23 protein-coding genes are annotated in these 21,207 nt (G+C 46.2%); 22 read left to right on the forward strand and 1 reads right to left on the reverse strand.

Annotated features, from left to right (window positions below; translation table 11 throughout):
- The first annotated feature begins 26 nt into the window (after positions 1-26).
- From ACNI23_RS04590 to ACNI23_RS04600, 3 genes are all read left to right on the forward strand, one after another.
- Positions 27-791, forward strand: a complete 765-nt coding sequence (locus tag ACNI23_RS04590) for an ABC transporter ATP-binding protein (protein WP_420247034.1) — start codon at positions 27-29, stop codon at positions 789-791.
- A gap of 25 nt (positions 792-816) precedes the next feature.
- Entirely contained in the window at positions 817-1,977 is a 1,161-nt protein-coding gene (locus tag ACNI23_RS04595; RefSeq protein WP_420247035.1) for a SufB/SufD family protein, read from the forward strand.
- A 99-nt stretch (positions 1,978-2,076) separates the two neighbouring features.
- The gene (locus tag ACNI23_RS04600) at positions 2,077-2,526 is read left to right on the forward strand and encodes a metal-dependent hydrolase (RefSeq protein ID WP_420247036.1); all 450 of its coding nucleotides are present in this window, start codon (positions 2,077-2,079) and stop codon (positions 2,524-2,526) included.
- Between the two features lie 98 nt (positions 2,527-2,624).
- Here the strand turns inward: ACNI23_RS04600 and ACNI23_RS04605 are convergent, their stop codons facing one another.
- Positions 2,625-3,062, reverse strand: coding sequence for a CBS domain-containing protein (locus ACNI23_RS04605; protein WP_420247037.1), 438 nt, complete (start codon positions 3,060-3,062; stop codon positions 2,625-2,627).
- A 237-nt stretch (positions 3,063-3,299) separates the two neighbouring features.
- Between ACNI23_RS04605 and ACNI23_RS04610 the strand changes: the two genes are divergently transcribed.
- The 19 genes from ACNI23_RS04610 (at position 3,300) to ACNI23_RS04700 (ending at position 21,199) form a co-directional block, all read left to right on the forward strand.
- Positions 3,300-3,944 carry a protein-L-isoaspartate(D-aspartate) O-methyltransferase gene (locus ACNI23_RS04610; RefSeq protein ID WP_420247038.1) on the forward strand — a complete coding sequence of 215 codons (645 nt, stop codon included), beginning with the start codon at positions 3,300-3,302 and terminating at the stop codon, positions 3,942-3,944.
- A gap of 6 nt (positions 3,945-3,950) precedes the next feature.
- Positions 3,951-4,910 (forward strand): DUF368 domain-containing protein, encoded by a 960-nt coding sequence (locus ACNI23_RS04615; protein ID WP_420247039.1) that lies wholly within the window; start codon positions 3,951-3,953, stop codon positions 4,908-4,910.
- 54 nt (positions 4,911-4,964) lie between these two features.
- The gene (locus ACNI23_RS04620) at positions 4,965-5,861 is read left to right on the forward strand and encodes a P-loop NTPase (protein WP_420247040.1); all 897 of its coding nucleotides are present in this window, start codon (positions 4,965-4,967) and stop codon (positions 5,859-5,861) included.
- 176 nt (positions 5,862-6,037) lie between these two features.
- Entirely contained in the window at positions 6,038-6,583 is a 546-nt protein-coding gene (pgsA, locus tag ACNI23_RS04625) for a CDP-diacylglycerol--glycerol-3-phosphate 3-phosphatidyltransferase (RefSeq protein ID WP_420247041.1), read from the forward strand.
- Positions 6,584-6,622: 39 nt separating this feature from the next.
- Positions 6,623-6,901 carry a hypothetical protein gene (locus tag ACNI23_RS04630; protein WP_420247042.1) on the forward strand — a complete coding sequence of 93 codons (279 nt, stop codon included), beginning with the start codon at positions 6,623-6,625 and terminating at the stop codon, positions 6,899-6,901.
- An 11-nt stretch (positions 6,902-6,912) separates the two neighbouring features.
- On the forward strand, positions 6,913-7,239 hold the full coding sequence (locus ACNI23_RS04635; RefSeq protein ID WP_420247043.1) for an FtsB family cell division protein: 327 nt from the start codon (positions 6,913-6,915) through the stop codon (positions 7,237-7,239).
- Complete coding sequence (locus ACNI23_RS04640) at positions 7,223-8,098, forward strand: tetratricopeptide repeat protein (protein ID WP_420247044.1); 876 nt, start codon at positions 7,223-7,225, stop codon at positions 8,096-8,098. The genes ACNI23_RS04635 and ACNI23_RS04640 overlap by 17 nt, the downstream gene beginning before the upstream one ends.
- A 93-nt stretch (positions 8,099-8,191) precedes the next feature.
- On the forward strand, positions 8,192-8,992 hold the full coding sequence (locus tag ACNI23_RS04645) for a hypothetical protein (protein ID WP_420247045.1): 801 nt from the start codon (positions 8,192-8,194) through the stop codon (positions 8,990-8,992).
- 87 nt (positions 8,993-9,079) lie between these two features.
- Positions 9,080-10,096, forward strand: a complete 1,017-nt coding sequence (fbp, locus tag ACNI23_RS04650; protein ID WP_420247046.1) for a class 1 fructose-bisphosphatase — start codon at positions 9,080-9,082, stop codon at positions 10,094-10,096.
- On the forward strand, positions 10,096-11,166 hold the full coding sequence (gene tsaD / locus ACNI23_RS04655; protein WP_420247047.1) for a tRNA (adenosine(37)-N6)-threonylcarbamoyltransferase complex transferase subunit TsaD: 1,071 nt from the start codon (positions 10,096-10,098) through the stop codon (positions 11,164-11,166). Before fbp ends, tsaD begins: the two co-directional genes overlap by 1 nt.
- Before the next feature lie 215 nt (positions 11,167-11,381).
- Positions 11,382-11,702 (forward strand): thioredoxin, encoded by a 321-nt coding sequence (gene trxA, locus ACNI23_RS04660; protein ID WP_015851695.1) that lies wholly within the window; start codon positions 11,382-11,384, stop codon positions 11,700-11,702.
- Positions 11,703-11,705: 3 nt separating this feature from the next.
- Positions 11,706-12,626 carry a thioredoxin-disulfide reductase gene (gene trxB / locus ACNI23_RS04665; protein ID WP_420247048.1) on the forward strand — a complete coding sequence of 307 codons (921 nt, stop codon included), beginning with the start codon at positions 11,706-11,708 and terminating at the stop codon, positions 12,624-12,626.
- Positions 12,626-13,357, forward strand: coding sequence for an outer membrane protein assembly factor BamD (locus tag ACNI23_RS04670; protein ID WP_420247049.1), 732 nt, complete (start codon positions 12,626-12,628; stop codon positions 13,355-13,357). The genes trxB and ACNI23_RS04670 overlap by 1 nt, the downstream gene beginning before the upstream one ends.
- 83 nt (positions 13,358-13,440) lie before the next feature.
- The gene (locus ACNI23_RS04675) at positions 13,441-14,241 is read left to right on the forward strand and encodes a hypothetical protein (RefSeq protein WP_420247050.1); all 801 of its coding nucleotides are present in this window, start codon (positions 13,441-13,443) and stop codon (positions 14,239-14,241) included.
- Positions 14,242-14,267: 26 nt separating this feature from the next.
- Positions 14,268-16,316 (forward strand): elongation factor G, encoded by a 2,049-nt coding sequence (fusA, locus tag ACNI23_RS04680; RefSeq protein ID WP_420247051.1) that lies wholly within the window; start codon positions 14,268-14,270, stop codon positions 16,314-16,316.
- Between the two features lie 19 nt (positions 16,317-16,335).
- On the forward strand, positions 16,336-16,839 hold the full coding sequence (locus tag ACNI23_RS04685; RefSeq protein ID WP_420247052.1) for a DUF2062 domain-containing protein: 504 nt from the start codon (positions 16,336-16,338) through the stop codon (positions 16,837-16,839).
- 204 nt (positions 16,840-17,043) lie between these two features.
- Entirely contained in the window at positions 17,044-19,239 is a 2,196-nt protein-coding gene (locus ACNI23_RS04690; RefSeq protein ID WP_420247053.1) for a chemotaxis protein CheA, read from the forward strand.
- Complete coding sequence (locus tag ACNI23_RS04695; protein ID WP_420247054.1) at positions 19,239-20,126, forward strand: CheR family methyltransferase; 888 nt, start codon at positions 19,239-19,241, stop codon at positions 20,124-20,126. The genes ACNI23_RS04690 and ACNI23_RS04695 overlap by 1 nt, the downstream gene beginning before the upstream one ends.
- Before the next feature lie 2 nt (positions 20,127-20,128).
- Entirely contained in the window at positions 20,129-21,199 is a 1,071-nt protein-coding gene (locus ACNI23_RS04700; RefSeq protein ID WP_420247055.1) for a protein-glutamate methylesterase/protein-glutamine glutaminase, read from the forward strand.
- The last annotated feature ends 8 nt before the right edge of the window (positions 21,200-21,207 follow it).

Consider the following 21,207-nt stretch of genomic DNA (forward strand, 5'->3'; position numbering starts at 1 on the left):
ATTCGCTTATAAAGTGAGGAATTTCAATGCTTAAGATAGAAGACTTGCACGTCAATATCGGCGACAAGGAGGTCATCAAAGGCCTCAACCTGCATATACAAGAAGGCGAGACTTTCATTCTTTTCGGTCCCAACGGTTCCGGTAAGACTTCCCTGCTTATGACCCTGATGGGTTTCAGCAACTATAATGTTACCAAGGGCAAGATTACTTTCAAAGGTGAAGATATCACTTACGCCCCCATCTATGAGCGTGCCCGTCTTGGTATCGGTATGTCTTTCCAGCGTCCTCCGACCATTCACGGCCTGAAAACCCGTCATCTGGTAAAGATGTGCGGTAACGGCTCCAATGTGGATGTCGAGATGCTTGCTGAGCGCGTCAATATGACCAATTTTCTCGATCGCGATATCAACTCCGGTTTTTCCGGCGGTGAAATCAAGCGTTCCGAACTTCTCCAGCTTATGGCTCAGAATCCCGGCCTGCTGCTTTTCGATGAGCCTGAATCCGGCGTTGACCTCGAAAACATGCATCTGATCGGTAAAATGGTCCGCACTCTGCTCGATGGCGAAATCAAGCCCTGCCTTGATCTGAGCATGAAAGAGCAGAAGATGAAAAAAGGTACTGATACCTGCGGCCTCATTATTACCCATACCGGACACATTCTGGATTACATCAATGCTGACCGTGGACAGGTTCTTTTTAACGGACACCTCTGCTGTGAAGCCAGACCTCGCGACATTCTGGAGCACATCCGTAAGTACGGATACAAAGAATGCGTGAAATGCTTGAACTAGCAGTTTAAATCCACGGAGAAATATCATGAAGAAAATTGATCTGAACGATTATAAATTTGATGGTCTGGAACACGCAGTAATTGAAGACCTTTCCTCAATTGAAACTGAAGAAAAAGAGCAGTTGATCATGGCAGGTGTTGACGTTGATGCTAAAGACGTCAGTGCTACCTTCATGCAGGTTGACCACTCTAACGTGCACTGTGGCAGCAACGACAAAGACGTTGAAGTCATGGATATCAAGAAGGCTCTTGAAAAATATGACGGCCTGCCTGATTACTTCTTCAAACTCATTGATAAAGATAAGGACGAGTTCACTCGTAACGCTGCAGATAATCTGCACGGCGGTTATTTTGTCCGCACCAAAAAAGGCGCCAAGATTGAAAAGCCTGTTCAGTCCTGCCTGTTCCTCAAGGCTGAAAATTCCGGCCAGAACATCCACAACATCGTGGTTGTAGAGGAAGATTCCGAACTGCACATCATCACCGGATGTGCTGCTGCTCACGACAAGTTCTCCGGCGGCCATTTCGGTCTTTCCGAATTTTACGTTAAAAAGGGCGGTAAGCTTACTTTCACCATGGTACATAACTGGGGTGAAAACACAGTTGTACGTCCCCGCACCGTGGGTGTTGTTGAAGAGGGTGGATCTCTCATTAACAACTATGTGCTCATGAAGCGTGTTAAGGACCTTCAGTCCTACCCGACCATCTATCTGAACGGTGAAGGCGCGGTTGCCCGTTTCAATTCCGTTCTGGTTGCACCTGAAGGTTCCCATATCGATACCGGAACCCGCATTATCCAGAATGCACCCAACACCAAAGCGGAAACCATTTCCCGTACTATCACCACCGGCGGTACCATTATTTCCCGTGGTCATATTCAGGGTAACCATGTTCCCGCACGTGGACACATCGAGTGTCAGGGCCTTATCCTCGGCGGTGGACGCATCCATGCTGTTCCCGAACTGGAAGGTACAGTTGAAGGTGTTGAGCTTTCCCACGAAGCCGCAGTTGGTAAAATTGCGCAGGAAGAGATTGAATATCTCATGGCTCGTGGAATGGATGAGGACGAAGCAACCTCAACCATCGTGCGCGGTTTCCTGAACGTTGATATCATGGGCCTGCCTGAAAAGCTGCAGAAAGAAATCGATAAACAGATCGAGGAACTTGACGCCAACGAATCCATGTAGGCTTATTGACATATTATTGAAAAAAGTGTCCTTCCTGTGGAAGGGCACTTTTTTTTGTTGATTTTAAATTTATGTCTTTAAAAAAATGATGGTTAGGACATGCCGGGATATAAGGTTCATGTAAGCGGTTCGATTGTGGCCGGCGCGCTGGTTCTGCTTGGACTGGCTAATATCGGTCTGTATGCGATTGATCCGCAGCAGGTTGTTGTTTTGTTTGTACTCTGTGTGCTGGGTGCGCTTTTCCCGGATATTGATACAGATTCAAAGGGAAAGAGGATTTATTATTCAGGCATGCTGCTTTTGTCGCTTACTCTGATTTATTTTGATCACTTTCAATGGGCGGCATATCTTGGGATTCTGGCAATGTTGCCCGGTATAAGTGCGCATCGAGGCTGGACGCATACATGGTGGGCCATGTTAATGGTTCCCATGCCTATGTTGCTTTTGCCGTACTATGTTTATGGGCAGCCGTTTCCGACTCTGCTGCCGTATTATGTGGCGTTTGTGATCGGGTATTTTTCACATCTGCTGCTGGATAGGGAATTATAAAATAAACGGGATTGAGCGTATTGCACAATCCCGTTTTTGTTGTTTTATTCGAAAATTCAGCACGAAAGGATGTACTGATTTTTCAGGAGGAGTGTGGTTTAGTCGTCGTTTTGCTCCAGTGCTTCCATCAGGCTGATGGTCAGCTTGAGAAAGTCTGCTTCAGTCAAGATGCCGATTAACCCGTTCTTTTCATTTACTACGGGAAAACAGCCGTATTTGTGATCCAGAAGAAGTACAGCCGCTTCTTTCAAAGAGGTGCTTTCTGAAATGGTTTTAATGTCTGTCCGCATTATTTCTCCGACAGGGATTCCTGAATCAATCTCTCCCTGAGTGGCAGGATCAATGTCTGCCAGTTGCGAGATTGTGGCTCGAAGGATGTCGCGGTGGGTTACAAGCCCTATAAATTCACGTTCATCATTTACAATGGGGATATGTCTGATGCGTTGCAGGTCCATAAGTGACCTGGCCATCTTTAAGTTATCAGATTCACTTAAGGTGAAAAGTTCCGTAGTCATGAGATCGTTGACTTTCAGCATGGTTTCCTCCTTTTGGCCTTACTATAATCTCTCTTTATGTCGCTTTTGTGTCAAGATGTATGTGGAAAAAACAGCTTTAAATGCCAATTCATGCCATTCAGGTTGACTTGGCCGCTAAAATCTGATTTTCAACTGCAAACAATGAATTAATCCGGCTGTGTTATTTGTTCGGGAATTCATCGTTAAAAATAAATTTTCAGGCCATACCGTGATCGGTTTTCGGCTGACGGGGGATAAGTGCGTATAGACCCAAAGCGCTCAAGATTGAAAATGGTGGAAGAGCAGATTGCAGCCCGCGGTGTTGCGGATAAAAATGTGCTTGATGCCATGCGTAGAGTTCCGAGACACATGTTTGTACAGGACGCCCTTGCTTCACGTGCCTATTCTGACAGTGCCCTGCCTATCGGCGAAGGGCAGACCATATCCCAGCCTTATATTGTCGCTGTTATGTCCGAGTTGCTGAAAATTGAGCCGGGTCATAAGGTTCTGGAAATCGGAACCGGGTCCGGGTATCAGGCTGCCGTACTTGCAGAAATGGGGGCGGAGGTTTTTTCTGTGGAAAGAATTCGTAAGCTCTTTATCTCTGCGCGCAAACTTCTGTTCGATATGAGATATTTCAACATCCAGCTAAAGTTGGATGACGGGACAATGGGCTGGCCGGAAAACGCTCCATATGATCGTATTATTGTCACTGCCGGTGGTCCTGAAATACCGCAATATCTCATAGATCAACTGGCTGATCCGGGGATACTGGTTATTCCCGTTGGCGGGCAGAGACGAGTACAACGGCTTATGCTGGTTACCAAAACAGACGGAAAAATAGAAACCACTGACATGGGCGGCTGTGCCTTTGTTGATCTTGTGGGCAAACAGGGCTGGTAGGTCATAATGAATTTTATCCAAGCTTGGAAGAATGGCCCCGGGCCCGAATCAACTCGTGATTACCTTGTGCTTATCCTTAAAGGGATTTGTATGGGTGTGGCTGATATCATCCCCGGTGTTTCCGGTGGGACGATGGCTTTCATCACCGGAATTTATGACAATCTAATTGATTCCATCCGTTCTTTTAACGGCAAATTTATCAAGAGCCTGTTTAAATTTGATCTTGCCGGAGCTGTCGCCGAGGCTCATCTTAGATTTTTGATCCCCCTCCTGTTTGGTATCGTAGTGGCTATGGTTTCCATGGCCCGAGTCATTCATACCTTACTTGGTACACATCCGGTACAGGTCTGGTCCTTATTCTTCGGTCTCATTGCTGCGTCCATTCTGGTGGTAGGCAAAAGAGTCGGAGAGTTTTCAACTAAAAATGTCCTCTCCGGTATTGTTGGTGCCGTTTTCAGTTATTTTCTTGTGGGACTGATTCCGGTAACCACTCCCGACACTCTCTGGTTTGTGTTTCTCTGCGCTTCTATTTCCATTTGTGCCATGATCCTGCCCGGCATCAGCGGAGCGTTTATTCTTTTGCTCTTGGGCAAATACGAATTTATCACCGGAGCTATCCGCAATCCCACGACCCTTGAGAATGGGGCCATTTTGATGGCTTTTGTCTGCGGCTGTGCTTTCGGTATTTCTCTTTTCTCCCGTGTCCTGCACTTTCTGCTGGAAAAACATCATGGTTTGACCGTGAGCCTTTTGACCGGTTTTATGGCCGGTGCCATGCGTAAGATATGGCCTTGGAAAGAGGTTCTCGATTCTGTGGTGATTCGGGGTAAAACTCATGTCCTGAGCGAGGCAAATGTTTTGCCTCCGGCTTATGACGGGGAATTTGCGAGTGCCGTGCTGCTGATGGTTGCCGGATTCGCAGCAGTGATTATCTTGGAATGGGTATCTTCAGCCAAGGACAGCTGAAGTTGACCGGGGAGAGGGTTCCCCGAGTTTTTAATATACAACAAAGGCATAGATATGAGTTCATCATGTAGTTCCTGTTCTTCTGCTCCTCAGAAGGGCGGCGACAAGAAAGCGAGTGCTGCGCATGCTCTGCAGAATGAGTTGATTTCTTCAACTCTGCAGAAAATCAAATACAAAATTTTTGTAATGAGCGGCAAAGGCGGTGTAGGTAAAAGTTCTGTGGCGGTCAACATCGCTGCAGCCCTTGCAGACAAGGGTTTCAAGGTCGGTATCCTTGATGTTGACATCCACGGTCCCAGTGTTCCTCACCTGCTTGGTATTACCGGGCAGTTGGATGTTGAGCGCGGAAACCTCGTTGTCCCCAAGAAGGTAAACGACAACCTGCATGTTGTTTCCATGGAATCCCTGCTCAAGGACCCGGATCAGGCTGTCCTCTGGCGCGGTCCCATGAAGACCTCCGCTATCAGGCAGTTCATTTCCGACGTGCAGTGGGGCGAGCTTGACTTCCTCGTAGTCGATTCCCCTCCGGGTACTGGTGATGAGCCCATGACCGTACTTAAAACCATCCCCGAATCCCTTGCAGTGGTTGTTACCACCCCTCAGGAAATTTCTCTTGCCGACGTAAGAAAGGCCATTAACTTCCTGCAGTACGCTAAAGCCAACATTATGGGTGTGGTCGAGAACATGAGCGGACTTGTTTGTCCTCATTGCCATGAGAATATTGATCTCTTCAAGAAGGGCGGCGGTGAAGAACTTGCTGCTAAATACGGCCTGCCTTTCCTCGGCGCGGTTCCTCTTGATCCTACCACTGTTGTAGCTGGAGATCTCGGTAAACCTGTGGTTCTTCTTGAGGAAGATTCCCCGGCCAAGCTTGCTTTCCGCAAAGTGGCTGATGAGATTGCTGAAGCTGCTGAGAGCAGTTTTGAGGTTGCTTCCAGCACTCATACCTAAGAAAAACGCCTTTTTTTGGGCGTATTCTCATTGCCGGGTTGACATACGGTCATCCTCGGCACAGAATCATGCAGTTCATGTAGGGGGCCGTTTTGCGGCTCCCTGCATTACACAAAGGCTTGCAGGCTTCAGGGCAATTGCTCTGACTAAATGAATTTCACGACCCGGGACTCCTTATGTTCAACCTTGCCAATTCCCTGACTCTTGGACGCATTCTTGCCGTACCCGTAATTGTAGCTCTTCTCTACTATCCTAATAAATTGACCATGTTTTTGGCGGCCTTTGTCTTTTTTCTGGCATCGCTGACCGACTTTTTTGACGGGTACATTGCCCGCCGCAGCAATCAGGTTACCAACCTCGGAAAATTTCTTGATCCGCTGGCTGACAAGCTGCTTATCTGTTCCACACTGGTTATGCTTAGCTATATGGGATACGTAAGTGGTTGGATTACTGTAGTTATTATTTGTCGTGAACTTGCTGTTACCGGACTCCGTGCTATTGCAGTGGATATGGGACTTGTTCTTGCGGCTGATAAGTTCGGAAAACTCAAGACCGTTGTCCAGAGCTTTGCTCTCGGTCCCTTGCTCCTGCATTTCCCTTATTTCGGAATTGATATGCATCAGCTGGGAATGTGGATTCTCTACGTGGCTGTCTTCCTGACTGTTTTTTCCGGCGCTAATTATATGTACAATTTGCACAAAGTCTGGTTAACTAGTGAATAATTAAAAATTATTAGAAAAACGTCACAGACAGGACTATCAATGAACGGCAATGACCGACATAATCTTGTGCTAAGACTCAATAATTGTCTTGAAACAATTCTTGAGATGGAGCAGGAACTCGAAAAGCTTGACTTAAACAGCAGGTTTGTTGAAGAACTTGCTGTTCTTAAAGGGTTTATGAGTAAAATGGAAAAAATCATGGTAAGCGAAGCCGAAGTTGAACGGATCGAGTCTGCCACAGATAATTTCCTGAATGAACTCCGAGTTCCACTGGGGCAGGTTGAGTCACCTAGAAAAATATTTACCCGGCTTCAGTAGGAGCTTGATTAATGCTGCGACGTAGAGTCTTGCTGGGGGTGCTGGTAGTTATCAATCTCGTGCTGCTTATTCGGCTCGGGATGAGCGAGCAGGGATTTTTCGGTTATATTGAGCTTGATGATAAAGTTCAGGATCTCGAACGAAAAATTGAAGCTGCTGATAACCGGACCCTCGAGCTAAGCAGGGAGATCAGACGACTTAAGACTGATCGGGACTATCAGGAGAAAATCATCCGCAGTAGGATGAATTATGTTAAGGAAAATGAAGTGTTATATATCTTCCCCAAATCAGGGGAACTAAAGACTCAGGGAGCAGGTGCAGATGCAAAGCAAGATTGAGTGGTATCAGGAAGTTCTGGCTCTGGAGCCCAGCTCGAAAGTGTTTTTCCCTTTGGCACGTCTTTATGTTGAAATGGGCAATCTCGAAAAAGCTGTAACCACTCTCAGGATGGGACTTGATAGGCATCCTGACTACTTGGAAGCACGCCTGTTGCTGGTTGAAACCCTTGCCAAACTTGGCCGGGATTCTGAGGCAAAGGCCGCAGTCGCTCCGCTGACCAGACTTTTTTCTTCCTACCCCTCATTCTGGAAAATGTGGGGTGCTTCTGTTTCTGAAGGTAACGACGATGTTGCCGGAGCAATGGCTTTTCTTTTTTCCGCTCTTCATGGCTCGCCCATGTCATGGTCCGACGTTATGGCTGAAGGTATCAAACAGCTGACCGGAGTTTCCGTTGGCGAACGGGTTCAGAAATCTGAGCCTGCTGTCTCCAAAAAAGAATATGAGGCTCCGGGAGATTTTACCCGTCCTGATCCGGAAGAAAGCGCATTGTTGGCTGATGAAATTTCCGAAGCCGCAGCTCTTGTTGATTTTGATGGAGATTCCGGCGAAGACTTAACCAATCCTGTGGTTTTGGACAATCTCAAGACCAAGACCATGGCAGAAGTTCTTGCTTCCCAAGGTGATCTTGAAGGTGCTCTAGAGATTTATCGCGACCTGCTTTGTAAAGCATCGGACGGGGATAAAGAGGAATTAATGTCTTTTATGGCCGATATTTCAAGCCGTATCAGTCAGACCCCTATAGACGATGTTGCTGGTGATGACGCAAGCAAGGATCCTTATTTCAAACACGCTAAAAGTAAATTGATGAGCACCCTTGAACTTCTTGCTGAGCGCCTTGAAGCAAGGGCTTCCAGATAAGAACTATTCTGATTTTCGGTCTTATTTAAAGATATAACTTAATAATATACAGAAGGATTCGTGCTTATTAAGCACGGAATCCGGGTATGAGATATGGAATTAAAGAATTCTGTGCGCTCTGTCGCACTTTTTGTTTTTCTGGCGGTTATGCTGTGTGCAAGTGGTTGTGAATATGGCAGTAAGGTCTGGCACGATGCACAGCGGACAGTAGACCCCAACCCCGAAATCAATCTTGAACACGCTGGGATTGAAAATCCCGACGACAATAAGCTGGCTCTGCTTTTCACTCCGGTTGATGCAAAGATTCTTTCCCTTTGTGAGAATCTTTCCACTGTTGATTATCATCCTGATGAAAACTGGTTTAAGCTTCTTTTTATGCGTTTCCCTTGGATAAGCGGCGTTTTGACCGTTGATGATGAGGCCAGCATTCTCGTTAAGTTACCTGAGGCCGAGATCAAACCTTTTAAGCCCGGTCCGCTCATTGAGTATGAAGGTGATTGGAATGAGATCAACCTGAAGTCTTTTGTCAGCTATTCCGAGTTTGGTCCTGAAATGTATTTGGCAACTCCTTTCTTCAAGGATGCTGTATTTAAAGGACTTGTTGTAGTTCATTTTGATCCTCGAATTCTTTTAAATTTTTGTCCGGATCCTACGAAGTTGATAATTATGCAGCCTGATGGCGGCGGCGTCTGGACCGGAGCAGAAGATCTGGACAAAGAAGCACTTCTCAAAATTGATTGGGATGAACTCCTTGATAATAAGGTCAGGGGTGTGGTTTCGGTAGCCGGGGTAAGATATGTTTGGCTGGCGCGTTATGTTGGCGACACCCAGATAGTCTATCTGACTAAAGCGGTTTCGAAAGAAGATGAGGATGATGGCATACTCTTTTTCTAAAATTTATAGGTCTTATCTGAAAAATCTGGTATTAAAGCTTAATTCTTTCTGAAAATCGCGCAGCAGGGACATTCCGAAGGAGGATAAATGACCCAGCAGATTACTGTTACTGAGCACCTGTTACTGCACCAGAAACAAATTCCCGGAGCTACCGGGCAGTTTACTCATCTTTTTAACGAACTTGTCCTTTCGGCAAAAATTATTTCCAGAGAAGTAAATAAAGCCGGACTTGTAGATGTTCTGGGTTTTACGGGTGAAGTTAATGTTCAGGGTGAGGAAGTAAAAAAGCTTGATGAATACGCTAACCGGATTCTGATTCATCGTATGGCTCGTTCCGGTGTACTCTGTGCTATGGCCTCGGAAGAAAATGCGGATATTATTGATATCCCCCACGGCCTTCCGCAGGGAAACTATATTATTATATTTGATCCTCTGGATGGCTCCTCAAATATTGATGTTAATGTCAATATCGGAACAATTTTCTCTATTTTCCGACGTAAGAGCAAGCTAGGCACTCCTGTTCAATCCACTGATGTTCTTCAGGCCGGGTGTGAACAGGTTGCGGCCGGTTATATTCTTTACGGTTCTTCTACCATGCTGGTTTTTACTACCGGGGATGGCGTTCATGGTTTTACTATGGACCCCGGTGTTGGAGAATTTCTCCTGTCACACCCAAATATGAAGATTCCTGATACGGGTAATATCTATTCTGTTAACGAAGGATATTGGCCGTATTGGTCTGAAGCTACAAAGAAGGTTGTCGGGCATTTTAAATCCAGAGATAATATTCATGGAAAACCGTACAGCCTGCGTTATATCGGCTCCCTTGTGGCAGATTTTCACCGTAACTTAATTTACGGTGGAGTTTTTATGTACCCGGCTGATGATCGTGATCCAAAAAAGCCGCGCGGTAAGCTGCGCCTGCTTTGTGAAGCATCTCCTATGGCTATGCTTATTGAGCAGGCTGGAGGACGGGCTACTGACGGAACTCAGCGTATCCTTGATATTGTTCCTGATGATCTGCATCAGCGTGTGCCTTTGTTTATCGGTTCTAGGCACGAAGTTGAGACTATCAGCAATATTTACAAGGAGCACGAGAGCTAATGCTCTGTCTTGGTATTGAAAGCTCCTGCGATGAAACAGGTCTTGCCCTTGTCCGGGACGGAAAGTTGGTTGCTGAGAAGCTTGCATCACAAGTTGATGTGCATGCTGTATTCGGAGGTGTGGTACCAGAAATAGCATCCCGTGAACATCTGCGTGTTCTTCCTGTACTTCTTCGCGAGTTGTTGAAGGAGCAGGGGCTGACTATTGATGACATTGATGTTGTTTCCGTTGCCAGAGGTCCGGGGCTGCAAGGCTGTCTGCTTATGGGTGTAAGTTTTGCTAAAGGTCTGGTGCTTTCCAGCCGGGCAAAATTAGTAGGTGTAAACCACCTTTGGGCGCATCTGACTGCTGCCGGTCTTGAGCAGGACTTACAGTTTCCTTCTTTAGGATTACTTGTGTCCGGTGGACATACCCATATCTATCTGATTGAAAGCCCAACGCAATTTACTTTGCTCGGCAGAACATTAGATGATGCTGCCGGGGAAGCTTTTGACAAGACGGCAAAGTCTTTGAACCTTCCCTATCCCGGCGGTAAGCTGGTTGATGAATTGGGCCGGCAGGGTGTTGTTAATAAAAAGCTTTTTCCTGTTCCGTATATTAATAATGACAATCTTGATTTCAGCTTCAGCGGTTTGAAAACAGCAGTGGCTAATTACGTTAATCAGAATTCCGGTTTGCGTCTCGATGCTATGGGAGTTCCTGAAGAAGGAACTGAAGATCCTGCTATTTCAGAAGAACGCAAAAACATGCTGGCTTCCTTCAACTATACTGTCGGCCGGACTCTTGAGGTCAAGGTTGAGAGAGCTCTAAAGCGTCATAGGGGTGTTAAATCCCTAATCGTGGCAGGCGGGGTTGCCGCAAATTCAGTTGTGCGTTCTGTAATGGCTGATGTGGTTGCGAAATTTTCCATACCGCTGGTTTTGCCTTCCATGCACCTTTGTACTGATAATGGCGCTATGATCGCTTATGCCGGTTATCTCATGGCTAGTGCCGGATGCAGGCATGATCTTGACCTTGATGCAATTCCCCGGGGCAGAGTAGTGCCTTCGGATTGGATTTGTGAAGGTTAATTTAGTCAAGCGGGTGTTGCCTTTGCCCGTAAGGGTAGGTAGTATCTATTTTAATAGTTGCTAAACCGTTGTGTCTGTTCATCTTGACACATGGAGCAACCGGAATTAAATTTTAAAAATTGAACTCCACCCACAGGGTGGACTCCGGACGAAGACAATTTGATGTGTCATGTTAAATGGCACAGCTACCTGAATACTGTAACAAGGAGAAAAACATGGCTTTGCAGGTTACCGATTCCAATTTTCAAGAAGAAGTTCTCAATAGTGATAAGCCTGTTCTGGTTGACTTCTGGGCTCCGTGGTGCGGACCCTGTCGTGCAATGGGCCCTGTGATTGACGAGCTTGCTGAAGAATTCTCCGGCCAGATTAAGATCTGCAAGATGAATGTAGATGATAACCCTGCGTCTCCCGGAAAGTATGGCATCCGTGCTATCCCGACCCTCATCCTCTTCAAGGATGGCGAAGTTGTAGACCAGACCACTGGTGCAGTTTCCAAGAGCAGCATTAAGGAAATGATCAGCAGCAAGGCTCTGTAAATAATGAAGTCTTATGACGCCGTTGTAATTGGGGGCGGCCCTGCCGGAATGGCGGCCGCCCTTTATCTCGCGAGGGCAGGAGTTAATTTTCTTGCCGTCGAAAAGTTGTCCCATGGCGGACAGATGCTCTTGACTGATGAGCTGGAAAACTTCCCCGGGTTTCCTGATGGAATCAAGGGGTACGAGTTAGCCGACAGAATGGACAAGCACGTTAAACATTACAAGTTTGACCATGTCTATGATGAGGTGCTGCAGATCATTCCCGGTGAAGAGTTTCACGAGGTCGTAGTTGCAAGCGGTGATCATATACAAACCCAGGTGGTCATAATTACATCTGGTGTTACTTTCAGGAAATTAAAGGTTCCTAACGAGGAAAAACTGCTTGGGCGCGGTGTGTCTTACTGTGCCCTGTGTGACGGTCATTTTTACCGGGATAAGGTAGTGGCTGTTATTGGCGGCGGTAATTCTGCGCTTGAGGAAGCTATTTATCTTTCCAGGCTTGTAAAGAAGCTTTACCTTGTGCATCGCAGGGATGAATTCAGGGCGGACAGGGTTTATCAGGATAAATGTCTTGCTAACCCGGTGATTGAGCCTGTCCTTAATTCTGTTGTTTCAAAGATTGTCGGTGATACCGAAGTTTCCGGTGTTGAACTTAAGAATATGACAACCGGAGAGTATTCCGTCCTTGACGTGGACGGAGTTTTTATTTTTGTCGGTTTTGATGCCGTGTGCAGCTTTTTTCCCGAAGAGCTGGCACTTGATAAGTATGGATTTATAAAAACAACCTGCGAAATGGAATCAAGTATTCCCGGAATATACGCTGCAGGTGACATCCGCTCTAAGAAATGCAGGCAGGTTGTCACTGCCGTAGGTGACGGCGCTACTGCCGCCACGGCTGCGTATGCGTATCTGGAACATAAATAATGCGAAATAAATTTCTTTCTATTTTTTTAGCTTCTTTTCTATTTATCAGCCTCTCCGGCTGTGGTGTTATTGACTACTATTTCCTTCCCAAGCCTGAAGATACAGCGCAGGAGCTTTTCGAAGCCGGTGTGCAGGCTATGAAGGATAAAGAATATTTCGATGCTACAGAGTTCTTTTCGAAGTTGAAAGACCGTTATCCTTTCAGCCCCTATACTGTGAAAGCTGAGATCAGCCTTGGAGATGCGTATTTTCTTGATAAGAAATATTTTGATGCATCTGAAGCATACAAGGAATTTGCCGCTCTGCATCCCGGAAACGATGAAATCCCCTATGTCCTCTACCAAATTGGCTTAAGTAACTTTAATCTCTTCAGTTCAATTGATAGGCCGCAGAGTAACGTCACGGAAGCCCTTGAATACTTTTACAGGGTTGAGGAAGCTTATCCTGACACCCAGTATGCAAAATCTGCCAAGGAATATATTGTAAAGTGCCGCCGTTCATTGGCTGACCATGAACTTTATATCGCGGATTTTTTCTGGCGTTCTTCAAAATTCGGCTCTGCATGGAAGCGTTATGCCTACGTGGTCAGGAACTTTAAGGATCTGCCGGAAGTTCGTAAGTATGCCATGAAGCAGGCGGAAATGTCCTACTACGAATACCAGAAAACTCTATCACAGGAAGAGCGTGAGCGTCTTCAGGGAAGCTGGAAAGAGTTGGTCGATTGGCTCTAATATTTATCACATGTTAACAGTAAAGCCCGGTAGACATAGGTCTGCCGGGCTTTTATATAGTGAAGTTGGTTCTGGAGGCAAATATGTTTGAATTTCCACTTTGGTTACAGGATTACCAGATTGACGATGAGATTTTCGGCGAAGCTTACGAAGCTACTTTGCCACCCCAGCGCGCTTGGCTGAAGAAAACCATTGCGCAAGTCTACGGGATTAATTCCCCGGAAGCTCCAAGCAAGACATGGAATGTAAATACTTGGCGCGGCGGTTTTGAAACGGAAGTTTCTACTGCCCCGCTGGAGTGGACTGTACTGTTACTGGATGACAGATCTGTTTCTCCGGTCAGGATTCTGGCTGCATTGGTTCCGGCACTTGCTGCCGGGGTTAAGAATATTCTGGTTGCATACCGCGGAGAGGCAGGAATTTCACAGGCTATACTGGCAGGGTTTGAACTTGCAGGTCAGGAAGATGTCGTCCACCTGCCACAGGATAAGGTTGAAGAATTACTTGAGCACCTCATGCAGAGTGGGGTTGACGGTGCTATTATTGATTTGCGTGCAAAGCTTGCGCTTCTGCCATGCGGGCCTTGCGTACGTTACTGGCGTGCGCCGGAAATTTCCAGTATATCAGTTTGTAAGGAAGATGAATTCCCTGATATGGATATTCTGACTTTCGTTCATCCTGATGTTGAATTTGTTGAAGTGGATGAGGATTCCCTTGAAGAAATCCGTACTGATGCCGCTGTCGTTCCTGCTGAAATTGTCGGTGATGCGCTGATGAATTTTAACATAGTGCTGGCTCATGGACAGGAAGGCTGCTGGCTCTGGAACGGCTTCAACAGTTCTTTTTTCAAGCGTGAATCTGTAGCTCTCGCTGTAGCTGAATAAGTTCTTTTTTACTTGGAAGGTGACCTGTGAATGCAAAGCCTGATTTCTCTGCAAAAGGTATTGGAAAGATTCGCAATATTGGAATTATTGCCCATATTGACGCCGGTAAGACCACTGTTACCGAGCGCATGCTCTATTTTTCAGGAAGAATTCACAGACTGGGAGAGGTTCATGAAGGAACCGCTACCATGGATTATATGCCGGAAGAACAAGAGCGCGGGATTACTATTACATCGGCTGTAACCACGTGTTACTGGGGCGATAAAACAGTCAATATTATCGATACCCCGGGGCATGTGGATTTTACCATTGAGGTGGAGCGTTCCTTGCGAGTTCTGGATGGCGCAGTAGGTGTTTTTTGCGCTGTCGGCGGAGTAGAACCTCAGTCGGAAACTGTCTGGCGCCAGAGTGAATCTTACAGTGTTCCCAAGCTTGTGTTCATAAACAAAATGGATCGTTTGGGTGCAGATTTCGAAGCTGTGCTCGAATCCATGGCTGACAAGCTTTCCATAAAAAGTCTTCCGGTACAGATTCCAGACGGAGCCGGAGATGAGTTCTCCGCTGTTTATGATCTTATCCGTATGAAAAAGCTGGTCTTTGATCAGGATAGCAACGGTGAAGAATTTGAAGTTCTCGACTTGAATGATCAAGCTGAAGAGTTTGTTTCACCGTGGCGGGAGCGTATGTGCGAGATTCTTTCCGAAGTGGATGATGAATTCATGGAAAAGTATCTGGAGGACGACATCGATCCTGAATATATTGATGAAGTCATACGCAAAGCAACTCTTGAGCTTAAGCTGGTACCAGTCTTTTCCGGTTCAGCATTGAAGAATGTAGGTGTTCAGCCGCTGATGGACGGGGTTGTAAAATATCTGCCCAGTCCTTTGGAAGCCCCTAAAGTGACCGGAATCAATCCGCAGACCGGTGCGGGGCAGGAAGTTGAGCCGTCTGCAAACGGCCCGTTTCAGGCCCTTGCATTTAAGGTGCTCATGGATTCCGGGCGTAAGATGGTGCTTATGCGTATTTATTCCGGCAAGATTGAGGCCGGGGATATGGTAAGAAATTTTACGCAGGGTAAGGATGAACGTGTTGCCCGTCTTTTCAGGATTCACGCAGGGCGTAAGGAACGTCTCGATGTAGCCGGGATCGGCGATATCGTAGGGGCTGCCGGACTAAAGGATACCCGTACCGGCGATACTTTATCCACTGCTGAAGTACCGCTTGTGCTGGAACAGATCGAAATGTACAAACCCGTTATTTCTATGGCAATCGAGCCGCGCAATGTGGATGAATCTGAGAAACTGGAAGAAGTTCTGGATAAATATTTACAGGAAGACCCGACTCTTGCTTTGAGAACCGACGAGGATACCGGACAGATTATTCTTTCAGGCATGGGCGAACTTCATCTTGAGGTTGTACTTGACCGCATGCGTAGGGAATACAAGCTTGAGCCCAGATCAGGCAAGCCGCAGGTTGTTTATCAGGAAGTTCCCGGCGGTAATGCAGAAGCTGAGGAAGAGTTTGATAAGATTCTTGGTGAAGACAAGCATTACGGTTATGTTCGTTTGTCCGTTGAGCCTCAGGAAAGAGGGGGCGGTCGGGATGTTGTATTTGAAATTGATACGAGTGAATGGTCTTCCGACTGGATGGACGCTGTTGCAGAAGGTGTTGATGACGGCTTGCAGAGCGGTGTCATAAAGGGATTTCCGGTTCAGGACGTGAAAGTGCGTATTCTTGAACTGCGTAAACGGGACGGGGAATCAAGCGTTCCGGGGTATCATATGGCGGCTGGCAAGGCTTTAAAGGCAGCATTGGCGGCATCTTCACCGAAGCTGATGGAACCGATCATGGATGTGGAGATATCGGTTCCTGAAGAATTTGTCGGTGATGTTATCGGGTTGCTTGGAGCTAAGGGCGCGCGTATCGAGAATATGCTTGACCGTAACAGTCAGAAGATTGTGCAGGCATTGTCTCCGTTGCGGAATATGTTCGGTTTTTTAACCGATTTAAGATCGGCTACCCAGGGAAGGGCCGGTTTTGCCATGAAGTTCCATAGCTTTGACGTATTGGACTAAATTCAGCAAAGGGAAGTTGATGCAGAGGAATTTCAGTAGATGGGAGAAGCTTAAAAGACTTCTTAAGTTATATTATTTAAAGTTGATGCGTATTAACGCATCGCCGCATAACATCGCAATGGGGGTCGCCTGTGGTGTTTTCGGAGGTTGTTTTCCGGTTATCCCGGGGCTTCCTCTGCAAACTGTCATTGCTGTTGTAATGGCTTTCTTTACCCGCAGCAGCAAGATTGCCGCTGCTATTGCTACATGGATATCCAATCCGTTCAACTGGCTGCTTTTTTATTATGTGCAGTTCAAGATCGGCACATTTCTGCTGCCGATTGAAGTGCAGTTTGATCCGGCCAAGTGGCAGGTTTCAGATTTTATGGAAATCGGCTGGCAGGGGGTAACCATCCTTATTTTTGGTGGATTTGTTCTCGGTGTTCCCCTGGCGATAATTGCCTATTTTATTGCTCTGTATTTTATACGGCGCTATCGCAGGCGTAAAACTTTGCGGATGCTTGCTCGCAGAAATAAATTATAGAGTTGTTTATCCCAAAGTCTTACGTAAACAAAAGTTGCTTTTTTTTGTGAGATTTCGTGATAATTATGAAAGGTCCTTTGGCTGCAAAGGGCCTTTTTTGCATTTTTCACGTCCTTTAATAATTATACTACTTGATTGAAATTAATTAAATGTTTAAAAATAGAAGTGTTTATCAGCCTATTCAAATGACTTGGAGAATTTTTTATGTCTGATGATATGACAACTCAAGTTTTCAAGGAAGAAGCGTACGAACTACTGGGTGAGCTTGAAACCTCTTTGCTTGAACTTGAAGATGTTCCTGATGATATGGATATAATCAACCGTGTTTTCAGAGCATTGCATACGATTAAAGGTTCCGGGTCTATGTTTGGCTTTGAAGCCATTGCTGAATTTACCCATGAAGTGGAGACCGTATTTGATAAGGTCAGAAATGGGGAGCTTGAGATATCTAAGAATCTGTTGAGCCTTTCTCTTGCTGCGCGTGACCATATTTATTCTATGCTTGAATCTTCGACCGGAGAAGGTGACAGCAGTGTCGGAAACGGCATTCTTGAGGGTTTAAAGGATGTGGCCGCAGACGGATTGGAAGCCGAGCAGGAAGCAGAGGATAAGGCTTCTATTGAACCTGTTGAGGAAATAAAAACTGTCGAAGATGTAGCGGTGGCGATTGATGAATCTTCAGCCGGTCAGTCTTTGAAAAGCCTGTATCAGATTGTGATCAAGGTTGCTGCGGGCAATGATGTTGAAGAAGAAAATCTTGATCCGCTTCTGGATGAGCTTGGAAAGATAGGGTTAGTGCAGTCAAAAGTCTTGCACAGGGATGATGAAATCTGGTGGGATGTCATTTTTGAGAGTGATGCGGATTCTATGTCGATTGAGGAAATTTTCTTTTTCACCGACATCCCTGTAACTGTGAATGTTCGTGAAGTCGCACGTGAGGATGTAGCGGATGTTCTTGACCTGACGCACGATGATGACGATGAAGATATTTCTACTGAACCTGTACAGTCCAAAAAGATTGGTGAAATCCTTGTAGAAAGGGGCGTTGTCGATTCTGAGGACGTTGATGAGGCTTTGGCTGTCCAGAAGCCTTTAGCAGATCAGAAGCCATTGGGTGAGTTGCTCACCGAAAAGGGTGTGGTCAGCAGGCAGAAGGTGGAAAGTGCTCTTGCAGAGCAGACTGCGACAAAAGAATTTAAATCAGCAGCTAAGAAATCACGTAAGAAGGTGGATACGGCTTCTTCAATTAGAGTCTCTGCTGAAAAATTAGATTATCTTGTGGATCTTGTGGGTGAGTTGGTCATAGTTCAGGCCCAGATCAGTCAGGTGGTCAGTTCCAAGGCCGATCCATCTCTTACTGTTCTTTCTGAGGAACTGGAGCGTCTTTCTGATGAGCTCAGGGATAGTACCCTCGGAATCAGAATGCTGCCCATCGGAACAACTTTCAGTAAGTTCCGGCGTCTTGTCCGCGATCTTTCCGAAGACCTTGGTAAAGAGATAGATCTCAATACTAATGGAGCGGAAACCGAATTGGACAAGACTGTTATCGAGCGACTCGGCGACCCTCTTGTGCATCTCTTACGCAACTCCATTGATCACGGAATTGAAGGCCCTGAAAAGCGTACTGCGACAGGCAAACCCCGTCGGGGAACCATTACACTTTCTGCAGAACATTCAGGTGGCGATGTAATGATTCTCATTGAGGACGATGGTAAGGGCATGTCCAGAGAAGTCATTAGGGCTAAGGCTATTGAAAAAGGGCTTATTTCCGCAGATCAGGATCTTAGCGATAAGGAAGTCTTTAATCTTATTTTTGAACCGGGATTTTCCACCGCCCAGAGTGTTACCAATGTTTCCGGGCGCGGTGTGGGAATGGACGTTGTAAAACGGGCCATTGATTCCCTGCGCGGCAGCATTGATATCACAAGTAAAGAGGGCAAGGGGACAATCATAACCATCAGATTACCGCTTACACTTGCTATTATTGATGGTTTACAGGTCCGTGTTAGTGGTGATTATTTTGTAATTCCTCTCTCTCTGGTTGAAGAGTGCGTCGAACTCACCCGCAAAGATGTGGAAGAGGCTAATGGGCAGCAGTTCGTGAATCTGCGTGGCGAAATTGTTCCTTATATCAGGATTCGGGAATGGTTTGAGGTTGAGGGAGAGTCTCCGCCGATTGAACAGATTGTCATCACCGGGCTTGATGGTAGTAGAATCGGTGTTGTTGTGGATACTGTCATTGGTGAGCATCAGACTGTAATTAAGAGTCTGGGGCGTGTTTACCGTGATGTGGAAGGTATTTCCGGCGCAACTATCAAAGGAGATGGAACTCTCGCATTAATTCTCGATATTCCTAAATTGTTCAGGACTGTTCTTACAGAAATCAAGGCGGCTGGCTGATGGTTTTCAAGAAGGATAAGAAGGACAAGAAAAAGTCCAAGAATCGGGAGCAAGCTCCGGTAGCGCTGACTCCGAAGATGACTGACTCTGATTTTGGAAAATTCAGTAAATTGATCAAGGAGGAGTTCGGAATTAAGATGCCGCCCTCCAAGAAGACAATGCTGGAGGCCCGTCTTCAGAAAAGGTTACGTGCTCTCGGTTTCAGTTGTCATTCCCAGTATTGTGATTTTCTCTTCAGCCCCGGAGGGTTTGAAAGGGAATTGGCTTCACTCATAGATGTGGTTACAACTAATACCACGGATTTTTTTCGGGAGCCTAAGCATTTTGAATTATTGCTGAGTACTGTGTTGCCTGACCTGTGTCAGCGTAATAGCAGACCGCTGAAAGTATGGTCTGCGGGCTGCTCCAGCGGTGAAGAACCTTACACATTGTGCATGGTCCTTAATGAATTTGCTGAAAAGAATCCCAGTTTCAAATTTTCTTTGATGGCTACGGATATTTCTACTGATATATTGCGCAAGGCAATCAACGCCGTTTATCCAATGAGCAAGGTGGATGTGGTTCCAATGGTCTTGAAGAAAAAGTACCTGCTCAAAAGTAAAGACAGGTCTAAACCGTTGGTCCGGGTGGTTCCTGCATTGCGAAATAAAGTAGATTTCCGGCGGCTTAATTTCATGGAGCCTTTTCCGTTCAAGGATCAAAAAGATATAATTTTTTGTCGCAACGTAGTCATATATTTTGACAGGGCTACACAATACACTTTGTTTAAAAAGTTTTGTTCTACTTTATCCAAAGGCGGATACTTGTTTATCGGGCACTCTGAAAGTATTTCAGGGATGGAACTTCCAGTAAGGCAGATTGCTCCCACTGTTTATCAAAAGGTTTAGTTATGAAAAAGACCAAGGTGTTGATCGTAGATGATTCTGCTCTGGTTCGTCAGGCGTTGCAGCAGCTTTTCGCTACTGATTCCAGTATAGAGATAGTAGGCAGTGCCGGTGACCCTTTTGCTGCTGCAGAAATAATGAAAAGGGTTGTTCCTGATGTAATTACTCTTGATATAGAAATGCCTAAAATGGATGGGCTCACTTTTCTCCGTAAGTTAATGACACAGCATCCCGTGCCGGTTGTTATTTGTTCTACACTTACAGAACAAGGATCGGATGCCTATATGAAAGCTCTTGAATATGGGGCGGTGGACGTGATTACCAAACCGAAAATAGGTACCAAGAAGTTTTTTGAGGAATCCAGCATACGGGTTTGTGATGTGGTTAAAGCTGCAGCACTGACCCGGCCCAGCAAGCTTTCCGCTCGTCCAATGACAGTTCAGCCGAAGCTTACAGCTGATGCGGTCCTGCCTAAATCCAGACCTCGAACAACAACTTTGCAGACCACTGAGAAAGTCGTACTTGTTGGAGCTTCCACCGGAGGAACCGAGGCGATTCAAGGCTTTCTGCAAAGCATGCCCCTTGATTGTCCGGGGATTGCAATTGTGCAGCATATGCCGGAAAAATTTACTGCTGCTTTTGCTTCAAGGTTGGATACAATCTGCCGCATTACGGTGAAAGAAGCCAGAGATGGTGACAGTATTTTGAGAGGGCAGGCTTTGATCGCTCCGGGGAATAAGCATATGCTGCTCAAGCGTTCAGGAGCACGTTACTATGTTGAAATTAAAGACGGTCCTCTGGTAAGTCGCCACAGACCTTCAGTGGATGTTTTATTCCGTTCAGGGGCAGCAAGTGCCGGGAAGAATGCTGTTGGAGTAATTATGACCGGGATGGGCGATGATGGGGCAAAAGGCATGAGGGAAATGCATGATGCCGGAACATATTGCATAGCGCAGGATGAGGCCTCCTGCGTTGTCTTCGGTATGCCGCAGGAAGCCATCAAGCTAGGCGGAGTTGATAAGATTATGCCGCTTAAGAATATTCCCGGAGCGGTGGTTAATTTCTGCAACCGTTAGCGGTTTCA

Origin of the sequence: Maridesulfovibrio pacificus (SeqCode), assembly GCF_048612815.1 — a bacterium.
Lineage (GTDB): Bacteria > Desulfobacterota > Desulfovibrionia > Desulfovibrionales > Desulfovibrionaceae > Maridesulfovibrio > Maridesulfovibrio pacificus.